Here is an 18,071-nt window from a genome sequence, read left to right on the forward strand (position 1 = left end):
AGATGGAAAGAGCGAAAAAAGAACTTTTGGAAAAGACCTATCGGGAATTTATGGAGGTAGGATTAGAGTCCAATGAACCAAAACTTTTGGAGGGACTGGTGGATAAGAACATCATGGGTTTTGGGACAGCGATTGATGAGAAAATCCTAGGCATTGAGGAGTTTAAAAATCTGCTAATCAATCAAAAAATCCAAAGTCAGGGTTTGGACATTGCATGGAGGAGTGAGCCGGTTCATCGTTTTATTTCTGAAGATGAAAATTCCGCGGTGTATGCAGAAAACATTTATGCAACCATCAAAACCGGGGAAGAAGCAGTTGAGATGTTCATGCGCTTTTCTTCAGTATTGAATTATTCTAATAAGCAATGGAAAGTAGTCCACTGGCATGGTTCAAAACCTGAACAAGTGGCAAGTGAAAAGGATACCTGGGGGATCGACATTTGGAAACAAAAGACTGAGGAGCTAGAAAAACTAGTCGAAGAAAAAACTGCCGATTTACTGAAAAAAAACCGGGAACTGGAAATTGAAGCAGCAATCGAACGTGTGCGGGCACGGACGATGGCCATGCAGCACAGTGATGAACTGATGGAAACATCAGAATTGATGTTTGAGCAAATAAAAAATCTTGGTATTGAATTATGGTCTTGCGGATTTAGCTTATGGTATGGTGATGACAGTTATTTTTTAGGGTACAATCCGGGGCCAAATGGGAAATTGGGCAATCCCCTTAAGATCCCACTTACAGAAGATATATTCTTTACTACAATTCGTGAGGCTAAACGTAGAGGTGATGAGTTCCTCGTTTTCGAATCCGAAGGGGAATCGCTGGCTCAAACTTACCGCTATATGGATGGTCTACCTGTGGTAGGTGAAACCATGCGTAGCTTTGTGGAAGCCGGATTTCCACTACCAACATTCCAAGTGACCCATTGTGGATTTTTCACAAATGGTCACTTGATGTTCATTTTGCAAGAACACAATTCTGAAGCCGTTGATATTTTCAAGCGCTTCACCAAGGTCTTTAATCAAACCTATACCCGCTTCCTCGACCTTCAAAAGGCAGAAGCCCAAGCCCGGGAAGCACAGATTGAGGCTGCATTAGAACGAGTACGGTCAAGAACGATGGCCATGCATAAAAGTGATGAATTGCTGGAAATAGGTGCCTTGTTATTCCAGGAAGCATCAAAACTAGGTATCAACATATTTAACTGCGGTTATGTGTTGATGGATGACGAAGCAAAAATCGGCTGGAATTACGGGGTAAATCCTGGCGATGGAAGTATCCGGCCTTTGCCGACCGGCATCCCCCAATCGGGAACAAATGTCTTGGAGGCTATTTCTGAAAGTTGGAAAAAGCAGGAACCCTTCCTTTTGATTGAACTGGACCCGCAGGAAACCATCGAGCATCAGACCTACGTGGCTGAAAATAGTCCCAATTTTTCTCTGACCAAAGAAAAATTGCTTGCTATCTCTCCGGAGCGAATCGCGATCCACACGTTCAATTTCAAACATGGTTACTTATTGCTGGTTGACGGTGCAAAGCTGACGGCTGGACAACAGGATATGGCCAGACGCTTCGCCAAGGTATTCGAACAAACTTATACTCGCTTTCTCGATCTTGAAAAAGCAGAATTCCAAGCACGTGAAGCCACAATTGAAGCCGCATTGGAGAAGGTCCGTTCAAGATCACTTGCCATGCACAAAAGTGATGAATTGAATGAGGTAGTAGCTGTGCTCTTCGAAAAATTGAAAGACCTGAAAATACCATTCACAGCGGTTGGCATAGCTACAAGTATCGAAGACTCAAAAGACCTCAATGCATTTGTTTGTGGACAGAATGAAGCAGGTTTGGTCATCACCAATTATCGTCTTCCTTACTTTGAGAATCCTGTACCGAAAGATTTATATCATGCGCTGGAAAAGCAATTGGATTTTTTTGAAGGACATTATTCTAAGGAAGAAAAAGATGCTTTTTATCATCACCTGATTGAGCATACTGAGGAATTTAAGCATTTGCCGGAGGATATTCTTCAAATGATATTCAATAGTGAGGCCTATTGCATTTCCATGATAGCAGTCAAAAACGCTGTGTTTAACATCAATGATTTTGAAGGGAAGTCCTTAGCTCCACATGAAATTGATATTATCAATCGTTTTGCGAGGGTTTTTGAGCAAGCCTACACTCGATTTTTAGACCTCCAAAAGGCGGAAGCTCAGGCAAGGGAATCCGAAATTCAATTGGCCTTAGAAAGGGTACGTGCCCGTTCCATGGCTATGAAAAGCACGGATGAACTGCATGAGGTACTTAGTGTTTTGTTCCGACAATTTGACCAGCTCGGAATTCATCCCATGAATGTTTACTTAAGTCTTTTTGACCGGGAAAATAGAACACTCACTTACAGAGCCTCTGGTAAGTCAAAGCATAGACAACCTCAAAAACAGGTTGTTCATGTAAATAGTATGGAAGAGTTAAAAGGGATTTATGATAAGTTTATCAATGACAAATCCGACTCAGTAGAAGTCATTTTTTATTCCAAAGAAGTCCTTCCACAGGTTTTTGAAATATTCTCTGAAACCTTCGATGCAATGCCCGAGGATGAAAGAATGAAGCTAGAGTATTTTCCAGAAGGAGGCTATTCCATGGCAGGCTACACTCCCTTTGGGTACTTGGGCTACGACCATCTACGACCTGCCACAAGCGAGGAAAAAGAAATCCTTTCACGCTTTTGTAAAGAGTTTACAAGAGTGTATCAGCGCTTTTTGGACATCCAGAAAGCAGAAGCACAAGCCCGAGAAGCTCAAATCGAAACTTCTCTGGAGCGAATTCGAGCCCGGGCCATGGCCATGCATCATACCGATGAGTTGACCGACGTGCTTTGTGTTCTCTTTGAGCAATTCGACCTGCTTGGAATCAATCCGGTATTGACCCATTTGACTTTATTTGATGAAGCGAATGAAACCTTCAGCATCAGGCTGACGACTACCGCTGACAATGGCGTGGTGGCAGAACAGCTAATCGATATTCATGCCATTGATGCCTGGAAACAGGCCTTTGCCCAATGGAAAAGCTGTGAGCCCAATTCCGTCAATACCATTGATTATGCGCCAGAGGATCTCCCTTACTTATGGGAATTACTATCCGAGGTGATGGGAGCGCTGCCAGAAGGGCACAAAATAAATCCAAAAGACTTTCCCAAAGGGCTATTTACCACTCAGGGTCATTTCCAATTTGGCTACTTGGGTTTCAACCACTCCCGCAAAGCCACTGAAGAGGAAAAGAGTATAGTCAGTCGCTTTGCCAGAGAGTTTGGCCGAGCCTATCAGCGCTTTTTGGATTTGCAAAAAGCAGAGGCACAGGCAAAGGAAGCACAAATAGAGGCCGCTTTAGAAAAGGTTAGAAGCAGATCCATGGGCATGCAAAACACCACGGAGATGCAACTGGTAGCAAATGAAATCCGGGAGCAATTGTTGGCCTTGGGGGTTCCTTTGGATGCCATGGCCATGAGCGGGGTAATTGATAATGACTCGGACTACGATGTCTGGGTAGGAGGGGCTATTTCAGAAAAGCCCCTTCGAATCACCCACAGTAGTGGCACCCAAGTCCAACGTGAATACAATCAAGTGATTAAAGAGCGACCAGAACTCTTTATGAAAACCTATTCAGGTAAAATCATGAAAGAGTATTACCAACAATTGTTGGACACCAATTCCTTCAATCCGGAAATAGAGAAATTCATGAAGGAAAGTTCTGCTTTTACGACGACTTTAACTTTCATGAAAAACTCAGGATTACAAATCCTCCGGTATACTGATGAGCCCTTTTCTGATAGTGATAATCAAATCGTCATCCGGTTCGGCAAAGTATTCGAGCAAGCCTACATAAGGTTTCTGGATTTACAGAAAGCAGAAGCCCAGGCCAGAGAAGCCCGAATTGAGGCAGCCTTGGAGAAAATCAGGTCTAGGACCATGGGCATGCAAAGCAGTGCTGAATTACCCGAAGTAGCCAATTTGCTTTTTTTGGAAGTCCAGGCATTAGGTATTCCCGCATGGAGCTGTGGGTACAATATTCTGTCGGAGGATAAAAAAACAGCTACCTGCTGCATGAGTAGTGAGGGAACCCTTCAAACCCCATTTCAGCTTCGACTTTATGGTGAGGCCTCTTTCGATGAGATGGGTGAATTCATTCGGGGTGACGATACAATGTTAGTTCAGGAGCTTGGAGGTAAAGCCTTGGAGGAGCACTATACATACATGAAATCCTTCCCGGACCTGAAGCCCACTTTTGACGAAATTGAAAGGCTTGGGCTTTCGCTCCCCACCTATCAGATCAATCATTTGTGTAAATTCAATCAAGGGTTTATTCTGTTCATTACCTATGAAAAAGTGCCCGATTCGCAGGATATTTTCAAAAGATTTACCAAGGTTTTTGATCAGACATATACCCGTTTTTTAGATTTAAAGAAAGCTGAAGCTCAGGCCAGGGAGGCTAAAATTGAAGCTGCATTGGAACGAATCCGATCCCATTCCATGGGTATGCAAAGCGCTGCAGATTTTGGGGTAGTGACTACTGAGATGTTTGACCAACTCAGGAATTTTGGGGAAGATTTATTCGCGGCAGGGATAGTCTTTTGCGATAAGCATGAAGGCCATGTAGAGCAATGGCACAGTATTCCGGGTGGAGGTATGCTCAGTCCATTTATTGTTCCCATTGATTTAGACTATATTCATCAATATCGATACGATCAGTGGAAGGCGGGAAAAGAGTTGTTCTCTGTAGAAATTCCCGGTGATTTTATTGAGCAACACTTCAAGGATATTTTTGATCTTCCTTCCGCTCAAGTGGCTATAAAAGATCTTGAATCCAGAAATGCTCCCATGCCGGCCGCCCCGCCCTGGGAAATTGATTATGGAGCATCCTTTAAAAATGGCTATATCCTAATTTCCTCACTCAAGTATCTGGAAACTACCGATATACTCCCTCGTTTTGCAAAGGTTTTTGAACAGGCCTATACCAGATTTCTTGATCTCCAAAAGGCCGAAGAGCAAGCAAGAAATGCTCAGATAGAAGCGTCCATGGAGCGGGTCAGAGCAAGAGCGATGTCTATGCAAAAACCGGATGAGTTGGTGGATGTGGCAACTCTTCTCAGAAAAGAAATGGGTCTCCTGGGAGTTGAAGAGTTGGAGACCAGCTCCATCTACATCCACCATGCAGATGAAGGAACTACAGAATGCTGGTATGCTATCCAGGATGATAAAAAATTGATTTCCGACTACATGACTATCCGCTTGGAAGACACCTGGGTGGGAGAAGAAATGCTCTCATTTTACCAATCAGATTCTTCCAAAACCTCCATAAAGATGCAAGGCCAGCACCGTACGGAATGGATATCCTATTGTGCAGAAAAGTCACATCACTTCAGCATTCAGGAGTTTTATGGAGACCAAATTCCCGAGCGAACCTACCATCTCTACAAATTCAGTCACGGATTTATGGGTGCAGCCTCTCCAGGAGAAATTTCTGAGGAAAGCTGGAAACTTTTAAAAAGAGCGACTAGCGTTTTCTCTTTGGCTTACACCCGATTCAGCGATCTAAAGCAGGCAGAAGCCCAAGCACGGGAGGCTCAAATAGAGGCTGCCTTGGAGCGGGTTAGATCCAGAACCATGGGAATGCAGCGATCTGAAGAACTATCCGAAACAGCCTCAGTACTATTTGAACAGCTACAAAATTTGGGAGTAACCCATGAGCGAATCAACATCGGAATCATCAATGAGAAAAATCAAACGATTGACTTTTGGATCACCGCTCAGGGTGGAAATCGGTTAGACACAAGATTTTCTGGAAGAATTAGCGAAGAAACCACGCTTTCCAAAGCCTATCAGGCTTGGAAAAAAGGAAAAAAATCCTTGGTAATAGACCTTCAGGGGGAAGAACTAGATCAATGGCTTCAATTTATGAAGGAGGAGATCAAAATCCCATTCAATAAAAAATACCAGCACAATCGACGGGTACAGACTGTAGGATTCTTTTCCAAAGGTATGTTGGTAGTCACCAGTCCCGAGCCATTACATGAAGAGGCGCTCTACCTACTTGAAAAATTTGCTGGTGTTTTTGATCTGACCTATACCCGATTTACAGATTTAAAAATCGCAGAGGCGAATGCAGTTCAGGCAGAAAAGGATTTGGAAGCAATCAAACTGGCAAAATCCAAGGCAGAATCGGCTTTGAAAGAGCTGAAAGCTGCCCAGGAGCAACTGATTCAGCAGGAGAAGCTGGCGAGCCTGGGACAGCTGACGGCCGGCATTGCCCATGAGATCAAGAATCCATTGAACTTCGTCAACAACTTTTCAGAATTGAGCAAAGAGCTGATAGAAGAGGTTTTTGATGAACTAGCAAAGTTAGAATCATCAGATATCAAAGAGGATATCATTGACATCTTAACGGATGTCAAAAGCAATCTCACCAAAGTACATGAGCACGGAAGTCGGGCGGATGGTATAGTCAAATCCATGCTGCAACACAGTCGGGGCGGTGCAGGAAAAGCCACTTCCATCGGGATAAATGAGCTGGTTAGAGAATTTAGCAATCTGGCATTTCATGGAATGAGGGCAGGAAAAAATCCTATCAACGTAAATCTGAATTTTGACTTGGATGAAAATGCCGGAGAAGTAACCCTTGTCATGGAGGATTTTTCAAGAGTCATCTTGAATATTGCCAATAACGCCTTTGATGCAATGCGCGATAAACTGAATTCCTCAAACAACAGGGAATATCTTCCTAGCCTGGATATCAAAACTAAGCGGCAGAAAAATCAGGTATTGATCAGTATTCAAGACAATGGCCCCGGTATTCCAGATGATATCAAAGACAAAATCCTCCAGCCCTTTTTCACTACCAAAAAAGGAACTGAGGGAACTGGTCTTGGGCTGAGTATTACGCATGATATTGTAAAGGCCCATGGGGGGGAACTGGAAATAGAAACAGCTCTCAACAAAGGGACAAATTTCATGATCAAACTAAAAAAATGAGAGCAAGATCTATTTACGGAAAATCACCTATGGAAATCCAAATAGCATTAAAAGAAGCTATAGGTGATGGTTTTATACCAACCTTGGCCATTGTCTTTATCTCCATTAAGCAAGATCGAAAAGCGGTCAGGGAAATCCTCGCAGCACAGAGTATTGACGTTTTTGGGGCAACGTCCTGCGGGGAGTTTGTTGATGGTCACCAAAGCAAGGGTGAAATAGCCATCCTATTGATGGACTTATCACGGGATTTATACGCTATTGTGTTTGAAGATATGGGAGCGCAAAGTATTCAGGCTGCAGCTAAAAAAGTCGCAAGTTCCGCCCTTTCGAATTTTTCCAATCCGACCCTGATCGTTTGTAGTACCGGCGTCACCCCTGACTCTGAAATGTTTGACGGAATGTCCCTTGTTCATGAACTCTCGGAATCTATAGGAAGGGACAGAATCTTTTTTGGTGGTATGGCCGGAGATGATTTTACATTAACAGGAACGTCTGTGTTTACCCAAAATGAGGAAACCAATCATGGCCTTGTCGCTTTGGTCTTTAATGCTGATAAAGTCTCTTTGAATGGTATGGCCATAACAGGCTGGAAAAAATTGGGGATTTCAAGGAAAGTGACCCACAGCAAGGGCAAACTTTTATATTCCATTGACGGAAAACCCGCAGTGGAAATGTACCTAAAGTACTTGGGCAAAGGCGAAGAGGGTGAAGATCAAGAATTCGATCTTTTAAACGAGCTTTCATTCGAATATCCATTCATCACAGAGCGGGAAAACAGTCAAGAAATATTAATCAAGTCACCCATGAATATTGATCACGAAGAAAATGCACTGGTCATGGACATGGAGATGATGGAGGGAGAGACTTTTTGGTTTTCGGTCCCTCCTGATTTTGATATTGTTGAGGAAATCATCAATGAAGCAAAGGAGGTCAAAAACACTGTAGGTGAAGATTCAGATGCCTTGCTGGTATTTTCTTGTGCAGGCAGAGAACCGGCACTTGGCCCATTGGTAACCATGGAGAACGAAGGACTTGCAGAGGTATGGAAAAGCCCTATGGCAGGATTTTTTACCTATGGGGAATTTGGAAGGGCCAAAAACGGACAGCAGCATGTTCATTCGACCGCCTGCTGTTGGGTGGCATTAAAAGAGAAATGATTTAGTCATAAAATATTGAAAATATGAAAGCAAAATCAATAACCGGAACCACACCCTCAGACATAAAAAAGGCATTGGATGAAAGTATAGGTGACGGCAATCAAGCTAATGGACAAGATTTCAGGCCAACCCTTGCCATTATCCTTGTAAGCAACATGGAAGATGCCGAACCGATCCAGTCTATTTTTAGGAATCAAGGAATTGAAATCTTCGGGGTAACCGCTCCCCACAACTTTAATGAAAAGGGAATTAGGGAGGGTCATATTATTGTCATGCTTCTGGATATAAAACCAGACCACTTTAAAATAGTATTGAACGATTACGAAGGGTCTTCTCCTTTCCAAGCTGGATATAATGCAGGCCTAACCGGAAAAAATACTTTTGAGAATCCGAGCTTTATCATTTCCCCCTTGGATTTCAGAGTCTCCAACGACGAACTAATCAGAGGATTGACAGATGCAGCAGGCCATGAAACCATGATTGCAGGTGGCGTTTGTGGTGATCCGGCTGATTTTTCGGGGGTTATTTTTACCAATAATGCATCAAGTAAAGGAGGATTGCTAGCTCTTATTCTTGATCAGGACAAGGTGGAGATTAGCGGTCTGGCAGTTTCAGGTTGGAAGCCGGTAGGTACTACGAAAAAAATCACGAAATGTGAAGACTCATGGGCTTTAACCATTGACAATGAACCGGCGATGCATGTCATTCAAAGATTCTTAGGGAACGATATAGTAAGGGATAATTCAGAAGGAAGTGGATTTGTTCCGACTGATCTTGGCTATCCATTACAATTTCAGAGAGCTTCGGGAAATGCCATTATGAAGCCTGCGCTATTTTTTAATCCTGCTGACCAATCCGTCATGATAGCCGGTGGCGCAAAAGAAGGAGACCATTTCCGTTTTTCCCTACCACCAGATTTTGATGTGATTGACAAAGTGGTAGAGACTACCAGAATTTGTAAAGAAAAAGAGATGCCGGATGCCGATGTGTTGATGGTCTTTTCATGTGTGGGAAGGTTAGGGACTTTCGGTCCTTTGATCTCCACAGAAATAGAAGGGCTTGCATCCACCTGGGGCAAACCAATGGTAGGCTTTTTCTCCTTGGGTGAATTTGGAAAACTGGATGAAGGCCAATGTGAATTTCAAGGAACAACTGTAAGCTGGGTAGCCTTAAAAGAGAAATAAATTTCTGTCAAACAATAAAACTATGAAGGCGAAATCAATCAAAGGAAAATCCACCGCAGAAATAAAAAGCGCGCTTGCCGAAAGCATGGCAGATGGGTTCCATCCTACGCTAGCTATCGTTTTTCTGTCAGTTTCCCAAGACAGAAAGGGAATCAGCAAATTGCTTGATGAAGCGGGCATTGCTGTATTCGGTAGCAGTACTAATGGGGAGTTTATCGACGAAGACATAGAGACAAAGTCTGTTGCTATTCTCCTTCTAGATATGAAAAAAGAGCATTTCAGAATTTATGCTGATGAGTTTAAGTCAAATAACTACCAAGAGACTGCAAAGCGCATCACTCAAGAGGCAAAAAAAGAATTTGAACAGCTCGCTTTTCTGATAGCGACCAGCAATGCAGCAACGGATGGGGAAGAAATATTACTTGGATTTAGAAAGACGATCGGTGAGGAGGTAAATGCCTTCGGCGGAGCTGCGGGTGACGATTATGCTTTTGAAGAAACCTGGGTTTTTACCAATGAATGGGAAAGCAATAATGGAATGGTATGCATCGCCTTGGATGAATCAAAAGTAAAAGTAAGCGGTATTGCTACCTGCGGATGGAAAGCAATGGGAACCGAAAAAATAGTTACAAAAAGCGAAGGGAACCATGTCTTCACAATCGATAATGAGCCGGCATTGGATATCACTACCAAGTATGGTGGGCTGGAAAATATCAGTCCTGATAATAAAGACCTTTTAATTGAAATCGCTGCCAACTTTCCCCTTCAACTCCAGCGGGAAAATGGAGACCCTGTCATGCGGCCTCCTTTGGTTGTGGATTGGACCGACCGCTCCTTTTTCACTAGTGGCACTGTACCTCAAGGCTCAAAAATCCGCTTTTCTCTTCCCCCTGATTGGGATGTGATGGAAAAAGTAGTGAAAGGAGTTCAACAACTCAAACAAGATGAAACGCCTGAAGCAGATGCAGTAGTGGTGTTCAGTTGTGCGGGTAGAATACTCTCCTTTGGCCCCATGATGAACGCAGAAATAGAAGGTGTTAAAAATGTTTGGAATGTGCCCATGGTAGGAATGTTTTCCAATGCTGAGCTTGGGAGAATGGCCGGTGGCAATCTAGAGATGCACAACCTAACGACCTGTTGTATAGCCCTAAAAGAAAAATAGAAATGGATAAAAATCTTCAAGAGGTATCAGACTTCATACAGCAGGAGCCCAATATTTCTCCTGAAGTCAAGGAGGCTATGCTGAAGTCTTTGAAAGATGTGGATAAAGAACTTCAGATATTATCCTTCAAGCTAGACCGAACCGAAAAAGTAAAACGGACTACCGCCATTTTGCTGGAGGAAACCATTGAAGAACTTGAGCATAAAAGAGTCGCTGTAGAAGAAGCTTTGGCAGAGCTTAAATCTGCCCAGGCTCAGCTAGTCCAACAAGAAAAGTTGGCCTCACTTGGTCAACTCACAGCCGGTATTGCCCATGAGATCAAGAACCCTTTAAATTTTGTCAACAACTTTTCAGAATTGAGCAAGGAATTGATCGAGGAGGTTTTTGAGGAACTGGAAAAACTGGATTCATCAGAAACCAAACAGGACATTATCGACATTCTCACTGACGTACAAAATAATTTAACCAAAGTTCATGAGCATGGCAGCAGAGCTGACAGTATAGTCAAATCTATGCTACTACATAGCCGTGGAAGTACAGGAAAAGCAAGTTCAGTCCGGATTAATGATCTGGTCAAAGAATTCACCACGCTAGCCTTTCATGGAATGAGAGCGGGCAAATACCCTATTAATGTGAATTTGGATTTTCAATTAGATGAAAATGCCGGGGAGGCTAATTTGGTGATGGAGGACTTTTCTAGGGTGGTTCTGAACATCGTCAACAATGCTTTTGATGCGATGCGCGAAAAGCTAAACACTACCAATAATGGGGAATACCTACCTCGCCTTCAAATCAAAACTCAGCGTCTGGAAGACAAAATAGAACTTAGCTTTCAGGATAATGGACTAGGGATTCCTGACGAAATCAAAGATAAAATCCTTCAGCCATTTTTCACTACCAAAAAAGGGACCGAGGGAACAGGTTTGGGATTAAGTATTACCCATGATATTGTAAAGGCAAATGGGGGTGAGTTGACAGTAGAAAGTGAGGAGGGAAAAGGTTCCATATTTATCCTCAAACTTCAAAAACCTAATTGATATGATTTCCCTATTCCGAAGGCTACGGCAAAAACTCCTGATCCAAAACCGATTATCCCGATACGTAATCTATGCTTTGGGAGAGATATTTTTGGTGGTGATTGGGATTTTGATCGCCCTTCAGGTCAATAATTGGAATGAAGAAAGGAAAACCAAAAATCGTGAGCGGGATGTGCTCAAACGCCTGCAGCAGGAGATGGTGCAAGACAGTTTGAACCTGGAAAGCAGCATTAGTCTGGTAAAATATAAAGCAGAGCAAGCAGAGCGTCTGCTTCGTGCATTTGAGATTGATTCAGAAATAGAGAATCCTCCTGAATTTGTAAGAGACGTTTTTCTGGTGGGGCGAGGCGGCAGTTATCTTCCATATATCCCTGCTTACAATGAGTTAGTGGCCAATGGTGAATTGGGGATCATCCAAAATGAGGAGATCATTAAACAAATCTCATCCTATTTGAACAGGATGAACGGCCTGCAATCATTTTTGTACGACGAGGGAGATACAAGGAGATCAGTCTACAATGCCCACATACACCGGTACTTTTCAGCTTTGATTATGAATGAAATCTGGGAATTAGGTACCCAAACCGAAAAGCTGACTGATGACATCATGGAGTCATATGAAACAGATATTCCAGGCTACCTATCGGATCCTGATTCTGATTATCATATGCGGAATGTAGCCGCTGTAAATCTGGAATTAAAGCTTCTGTATGAGCAATCGATGGAATCCTTTACAGCTCCTATTCTGAACTTAATTAATCAGGAAATCGACAAAAATTAATCCAAAGAAAAAATGCTCAGAATCTTTAGACATATAAGAAAATGGTTGATGGAAGAGCGTAAGATCCGAAGATATTTGCTATACGCTCTTGGAGAAATCCTGCTGGTCATGATCGGTATTTTGCTTGCCCTTCAAGTGAATAACTGGAATGAGCAGCGGAAAGCCAAAATCAAATCGATCACTTACCACGAAAGGATTCTTGAAGACCTTGATATCTTCATCAGTGAAACTAACCAGGCAATGAAACGCTCTACTTCAATCAGAAATTTAATCTTGGAAACTATAGATTTTTTGGAATCAAAAAACCTGCCTGAGGATAAAGTTAGGGTTTTTGAAAATACGCTTCACTTTTATTACCAGATACCCTACCGACACCCTTCCCTAACTACCTTGGATGAAATGCGGAGTAATGGGGACCTTAGTCTTATTGGTAACCTCGATCTTAGAAAAAAGCTAATCCAGTTGGATCAAGATATTTTGTCCAATGATGAAGTGCTTGTGCAAATAGGTTATCAGAGTCAGAATCCTGTATTTTATATAGATCAATTTGTACGCTCGATACCTGATACCAGCAGCCTTACTTCTAGGGGAATCAAGGTCAACCCAAAGTTCAATTTTGAAGCAATGGCAAATGATGAAAAGCTGATCAATTATTTCTCAAAATTTTCAGTGCAATGGTCCCACCATATTATGTTTTCCAAAGGATTGAATGAATCAGCCAATGAGTTAAGGGAAGCAGTGTCTCAAGAATTAGAAAATCTAAAATAATGCTCCGATTCTTCCGACATATCCGCAAAAAGATTCTATTCTCTGACAACATCAGAAAGTATGTTCTCTATGCCCTTGGAGAGATTTTTTTGGTCATGATTGGGATTCTATTAGCATTGCAGGTCAATAATTGGAATGAAAACAGGAAAGAGCGAAACCTAGAAAATCGCTATTTGCATAGACTGGCAGCTGATCTGGAAAAAGACATAGAAAGTTTTTCAAGATCCCTTAATGCCAATGAAAGTCGGAAGAAACGGGCTGAATTTCTTTTGGAAGCTGTGGACTCTTCGGGGCTAGTGAGTGAAGAGCCAACCTACTTTATTGAAAGTATTGAGTATGCCGGATACACCTATGATCCCGTGATTTCCGATCACATTTTTGAAGAAATTAAATCCAGCGGAAGACTGGCCATTATCCAAAATGAGGAGCTTAGAACTGCCCTCTCCACTTACTATTCAACTCTCAACAATCGGGATCAATTCAATTTTATCCGGCAGGAATTCCAAATCGACTACCTGAAATTTTCCCGTGGCATCCTTCTCCCGGAGCAACAAATAGGAGTCGGTAGCTTTAGCAGCTCAGAAACTTACTCTCCAGAAGAAGCTATGCAAGCTTACAAGAGAATGATGGCTAAACCTGAATTTCTGGAAATATTGCCCATCACTATTCAATCCAAAACAAGGACTAGCGAAGTACTGGACAGATTCAAGGATCAAGCTGAGCTGCTTCGGGCAATGATCATCAATCAATTAAACGAACTTTAAACATGCTGCGCTTCTTTCGACATATCCGCAAAAAACTCATCGAACAAGACAAGGTTCGAAATTACATCTGGTACGCTTTGGGAGAGATTTTTTTGGTCATGATTGGGATACTCTTGGCTTTGCAGGTGAACAATTGGAATGAAGAGTGGAAAGAGAAAAAGCTTTCCGATGAGTACCTAAGCAGAATAGCGGAAGATTTGGATCGCCTAGTTGAAATAAGTGGAGATCAAAAGCAGAAAATGCGGGAAATCCTTTCATCCATCACCAAAACCCAACAATTGCTGGAAAGAAGAACAGCTCTATCTGATTACGAAAAGGAAATAGTGGATTTTGCGATAGTATGGTTTCCCAGGACAACCAATCAGTTGCCCACCATGCTCACCTATGAGGAAATGAAAGAAAGCGGCAACCTCAACCTGATCCGCAATATCCCCTTACGAAATGAATTGGCGGAATTGTACAGCTACTTGCTCCAAGTAGAAAGCACCTTCGGGCGATTGTCAGAAGATACGGAAACTCAGTTCACTATTTATAACAAATATCTGAGGGCGCACACCGACCCTGAAACACTGGAAATCACCTATTCTTATGATTTTGATGCGATTTCCGAAGATGAAGAATTGATCAATACATTCTCAAGAATGTCGGTTCACTGGAGAGGGTTTGTCTTTTTTATGGAAAGAGTAAATGGCCTTGGTATAGATCTAAAAGAAGAAATGAGTATTCAAGCTTTTAATTAAAAAAAATGAGAAATTTTATCAGATCCACAGTCCTAGCACTTTTGATGGGTTACTGTTCTCCATTTGAAATTTTTGCGCAAACAAAAAGCCCCGTTTTTCGAAATATTACCTCGGAAGATGGCCTGCCTACTACCTCAGTAACGGATATAGACCAAGACACTTTTGGATTTATTTGGATAGGCACTTGGGACGGAGTTTATCGATTTGATGGAAAAAAATATGAGAAGATTTTTCAAGACGGACGCTATATAGAATCCGATCAGGAGGGAGGCTTATGGATTTCAATACAAACGGGCCATTTAGGATATTACCACCCTTCCTATGACAGTGTCATATTTTTTGAAAATGTAGACGAGAGTATCAGATATCTTGATCTCAAGATTCTTGAAAACAAAAATGTACTAGCCGGAACAGGATCGGGAATCAAGCGATTTGACCCCGCCTCACAAACCTTCATCCTGGAAGAAGGCCAAAAAAAAGGAGCTGTTCGTGAGTTAAATGAAGGAAATGACGGGAGAATGAATTTTTTATCCTTTCAAGAAGAAAAAATCCAATTAGGAAGCCGATCTCCGGAAGGAAAATACAGCTATGAAGATTTTCCGATTGACAAAAACAACGAGGAGCAGCTTTCTTTTTACCAAACCTCACCAACGATAGTATTCCCATATGGGGATAAAGGTGCTGTCATTTTTAATCCCAACGGTTTTGCCAAAAGGGAAAGCCCAAATGAAGATTGGAAGTTTTTCCAGGTAAGTAGTCCTGAAATTTTAAAAGAGAAAGGTTTTGAAAATTATAACTCTTACAAACTTCAAGGCAATTATCTCTGGCTAAATCAAATCAATGCTATCAGCAGGGTTGATCTGGAAACCGGGGAGATGGAAACAATCAACTCTGAAATCAACAATTCCCGGGGCCTACTTCCCATGGAGAGTAATCATGGTTGCAATTTATACATTGATCGCCAGGGGATTTTGTGGGCTTCCAGGTTCTCTTATGGCTTAAGTTTACTCAACTTATACCAATCGGACTTCGGTCTTCTACGGGATGAAAATGGCATTGTAATCGCAGATATTTTATCAGCCGCAGAAATGGAGGATGGAACCTTTTGGGTAGGTACCCGAACTTCATTGGAAAAGGGGCTCATTCATTTTTCGGAAGACGGAAAAACAATACTAGAACGCATCGGTGCTCAGGAACCGCCCCCATCAGGAGGGAAAACCATCGGAAAAGCATTGTCTCATTACTTCCCTTGGAAAATATTTGTTTCTTCTGACGGAACCCTCTGGGTGGGTACCGGTCAACCAGGCCCTGGCTATGGAGGACTAAACCGAATATCGCCTAATTTCAATCAAATTATTCGCTATAAACATGATCCGTTAGACCCCAACTCTCTTTCTCAAGATTGGATTTTCAATATTTCAGAAGATCCTCAAGGGAAACTTTGGATAACCCATAGTGAGGGAATAGACTTTTTTGATCCTGAATCCGAAAAGTTTTCAAAAATCGACCCTGAGGGCAAATTTTTGGATCTTGATGCTTACTTGGTTGACCCTAATGGACATTTACTTGGGGTTTTGGAAGAAGCTACTATTTCGGGAGAGTCAGGCCAATGGCTTTTCACTTTAAATACTCAAACAAAAGAAATCAAGAAATTAAATCTTAAAGGCAAAAGGGGGCAAAACTACTTTACAGCCCAACCCATAATTGATAAACAAAATAGAGTTTGGGTGGCCATGAGGGAGGGCTTCGGTTACACTGATTTAACCTATGAAAAATTCTTGCATTGGGTAAATCTGGAAGAAACAGCATTCCCTGATTTGGAAATCAATGCAATCAGCTACAATGATCGCGGAGAATTATACTTTGCCACATCCGATGGAATAATTCAATATTCCCCTGATTCTGGGAACTTCCGGCGCTTCGGTTTTGAAATGGGACTCCAATCCTTGCTGTTCGGAGGCTTGAACTACCGGGGTGAATCCGGAAAAATTTTCTTTTCTGGAAACAGCGGAGCAAATGTTTTTCATCCTGACCAAATCAAAACCAACTCTTATCCCCCTGAGATTCTTTTCAAAGAAATTCTACTGGACGGCGAAAGCTACCAGCGCTTTTTGGACTCAGCAGAAAGGCAGCCAAGCTACATGCTTTCCTCCTTAGTAGTCCCTCCGGGTATTACTACTTTGGTAGTCCAATTTGCTGCTATTCATTTTGGTGGAAATGGGCAAAATCAATCCCAATACAGGTTAGTCGGGTTCAATGAAGACTGGCAGGATGCAGGCACCAATGGCAGCTTGACTTATACAAATCTGCCTGTCGGCAAATATGTGCTTGAGGTAAGGTCCATGAATCTAGATGGAGTTTGGAACCTGGAACCTGAAACTCTTAAGATTACAGTACTCCCCCCCTGGTACCTGACTTGGTGGGCCTATTCTATTTACGCGGTAGTAATCATTTTATTGGCTATGTTTTTTATCCGGGGGCAAAGAAGAAGAGCTGCCAAAAAAGAACGGGATAAGGCAATAGACAGAGAGCTGGCCCAAGCCAAGGAGATCGAAAAAGCCTATGAAAATCTCAAGGCAGCCCAAGAGCAACTCGTTCAGCAAGAAAAACTCGCTTCTCTAGGACAACTCACCGCCGGCATCGCCCATGAGATCAAAAACCCACTGAATTTTGTCAATAATTTTTCAGAAGTTTCAATGGAGTTGATCGAGGAAGCTTTGGAGGAAATTCATCAAATTCAGGAAAATGAGCATGCTGTAGAGACAGTCGAAATTCTTTCGGATATCAAATCAAATTTGATAAAAATCTATGAACACGGTACTCGCGCCAATAGAATCGTCTCCTCCATGCTGCAGCATTCCCGAGGTGGAGAAGGTAAAATGGAACCCACCGATCTCAATGCTCTAATCAAGGAATATGTCAATTTGAGTTTCCATGGAATGCGCGCAGGGAAAAATCCGATCAATGTAGACATAGAGATGAATCTCGATGCCGAAGTCCGAAAGGTCAATCTAGTTTCAGAAGATTTTTCCAGAGTCATCGTCAACTTATGCAACAATGCCTTTGATGCCATGCGGAGCAAAATGAATTCTGAATTATATCAGCCCAAACTCTTGGTACGAACAAAGGCAGAGGGAAATCAAGTCATCATCGAAGTTGAAGACAATGGCCCCGGCATCCCCGATGAGATCAAGGACAAGATCCTTCAACCTTTCTTTACCACCAAAAAAGGAACAGAGGGAACAGGCTTGGGATTAAGTATTACCCATGATATCATCAAGGCCCACGGAGGACAATTGGATATTAAAAGTGAAATAGGAATAGGTTCTGAGTTCAAAATTTCCTTACCTACTAAAATTGTGTAAAATTAAAAAAGTACAATTATTACTTTCTCAACAAAGAGGAAGCTTTTTGATTAATAAGTGTAATTTAATGACATAATTAACTGATTTT

Annotated in this window: 10 protein-coding genes; all 10 read left to right on the top strand. The window is 42.2% G+C overall.

Going from position 1 to position 18,071, the window contains the following annotated elements:
* Positions 1-2 precede the first annotated feature (2 nt).
* Genes FL972_RS18185 through FL972_RS18230 form a run of 10 tightly spaced genes read left to right on the top strand, consistent with a single transcriptional unit; the run spans position 3 to position 17,983 of the window.
* Positions 3-7,025 (top strand): ATP-binding protein, encoded by a 7,023-nt coding sequence (locus FL972_RS18185; RefSeq protein ID WP_144607414.1) that lies wholly within the window; start codon positions 3-5, stop codon positions 7,023-7,025.
* Complete coding sequence (locus FL972_RS18190) at positions 7,022-8,182, top strand: FIST signal transduction protein (RefSeq protein ID WP_144607415.1); 1,161 nt, start codon at positions 7,022-7,024, stop codon at positions 8,180-8,182. Before FL972_RS18185 ends, FL972_RS18190 begins: the two co-directional genes overlap by 4 nt.
* A gap of 23 nt (positions 8,183-8,205) precedes the next feature.
* Complete coding sequence (locus FL972_RS18195; RefSeq protein WP_144607416.1) at positions 8,206-9,366, top strand: FIST N-terminal domain-containing protein; 1,161 nt, start codon at positions 8,206-8,208, stop codon at positions 9,364-9,366.
* A gap of 22 nt (positions 9,367-9,388) precedes the next feature.
* Entirely contained in the window at positions 9,389-10,528 is a 1,140-nt protein-coding gene (locus tag FL972_RS18200) for an FIST signal transduction protein (RefSeq protein ID WP_144607417.1), read from the top strand.
* A gap of 2 nt (positions 10,529-10,530) precedes the next feature.
* On the top strand, positions 10,531-11,565 hold the full coding sequence (locus FL972_RS18205; RefSeq protein WP_144607418.1) for a sensor histidine kinase: 1,035 nt from the start codon (positions 10,531-10,533) through the stop codon (positions 11,563-11,565).
* A 1-nt stretch (position 11,566) separates the two neighbouring features.
* The gene (locus FL972_RS18210) at positions 11,567-12,346 is read left to right on the top strand and encodes a DUF6090 family protein (protein WP_144607419.1); all 780 of its coding nucleotides are present in this window, start codon (positions 11,567-11,569) and stop codon (positions 12,344-12,346) included.
* Positions 12,347-12,358: 12 nt separating this feature from the next.
* A complete protein-coding gene (locus FL972_RS18215; RefSeq protein WP_144607420.1) occupies positions 12,359-13,114 on the top strand; it encodes a DUF6090 family protein in 756 nt (251 codons plus the stop codon).
* Positions 13,114-13,878, top strand: coding sequence for a DUF6090 family protein (locus tag FL972_RS18220; protein ID WP_144607421.1), 765 nt, complete (start codon positions 13,114-13,116; stop codon positions 13,876-13,878). Before FL972_RS18215 ends, FL972_RS18220 begins: the two co-directional genes overlap by 1 nt.
* Positions 13,879-13,880: 2 nt before the next feature.
* Positions 13,881-14,618 (top strand): DUF6090 family protein, encoded by a 738-nt coding sequence (locus tag FL972_RS18225; RefSeq protein ID WP_144607422.1) that lies wholly within the window; start codon positions 13,881-13,883, stop codon positions 14,616-14,618.
* 5 nt (positions 14,619-14,623) lie between these two features.
* The gene (locus FL972_RS18230) at positions 14,624-17,983 is read left to right on the top strand and encodes a sensor histidine kinase (RefSeq protein ID WP_144607423.1); all 3,360 of its coding nucleotides are present in this window, start codon (positions 14,624-14,626) and stop codon (positions 17,981-17,983) included.
* Positions 17,984-18,071 lie beyond the last annotated feature (88 nt).

This window comes from Algoriphagus algorifonticola, assembly GCF_007655305.1.
GTDB classification, from domain to species: domain Bacteria; phylum Bacteroidota; class Bacteroidia; order Cytophagales; family Cyclobacteriaceae; genus Algoriphagus; species Algoriphagus algorifonticola.

What these genes read in the sequence shown, in the direction of transcription:
- FL972_RS18185 (WP_144607414.1), top strand. Translation starts at nt 3, where the DNA reads ATGGAAAGAGCGAAAAAAGAACTTTTGGAAAAGACCTATCGGGAATTT.
- FL972_RS18190 (WP_144607415.1), top strand. Translation starts at nt 7,022, where the DNA reads ATGAGAGCAAGATCTATTTACGGAAAATCACCTATGGAAATCCAAATA.
- FL972_RS18195 (WP_144607416.1), top strand. Translation starts at nt 8,206, where the DNA reads ATGAAAGCAAAATCAATAACCGGAACCACACCCTCAGACATAAAAAAG.
- FL972_RS18200 (WP_144607417.1), top strand. Translation starts at nt 9,389, where the DNA reads ATGAAGGCGAAATCAATCAAAGGAAAATCCACCGCAGAAATAAAAAGC.
- FL972_RS18205 (WP_144607418.1), top strand. Translation starts at nt 10,531, where the DNA reads ATGGATAAAAATCTTCAAGAGGTATCAGACTTCATACAGCAGGAGCCC.
- FL972_RS18210 (WP_144607419.1), top strand. Translation starts at nt 11,567, where the DNA reads ATGATTTCCCTATTCCGAAGGCTACGGCAAAAACTCCTGATCCAAAAC.
- FL972_RS18215 (WP_144607420.1), top strand. Translation starts at nt 12,359, where the DNA reads ATGCTCAGAATCTTTAGACATATAAGAAAATGGTTGATGGAAGAGCGT.
- FL972_RS18220 (WP_144607421.1), top strand. Translation starts at nt 13,114, where the DNA reads ATGCTCCGATTCTTCCGACATATCCGCAAAAAGATTCTATTCTCTGAC.
- FL972_RS18225 (WP_144607422.1), top strand. Translation starts at nt 13,881, where the DNA reads ATGCTGCGCTTCTTTCGACATATCCGCAAAAAACTCATCGAACAAGAC.
- FL972_RS18230 (WP_144607423.1), top strand. Translation starts at nt 14,624, where the DNA reads ATGAGAAATTTTATCAGATCCACAGTCCTAGCACTTTTGATGGGTTAC.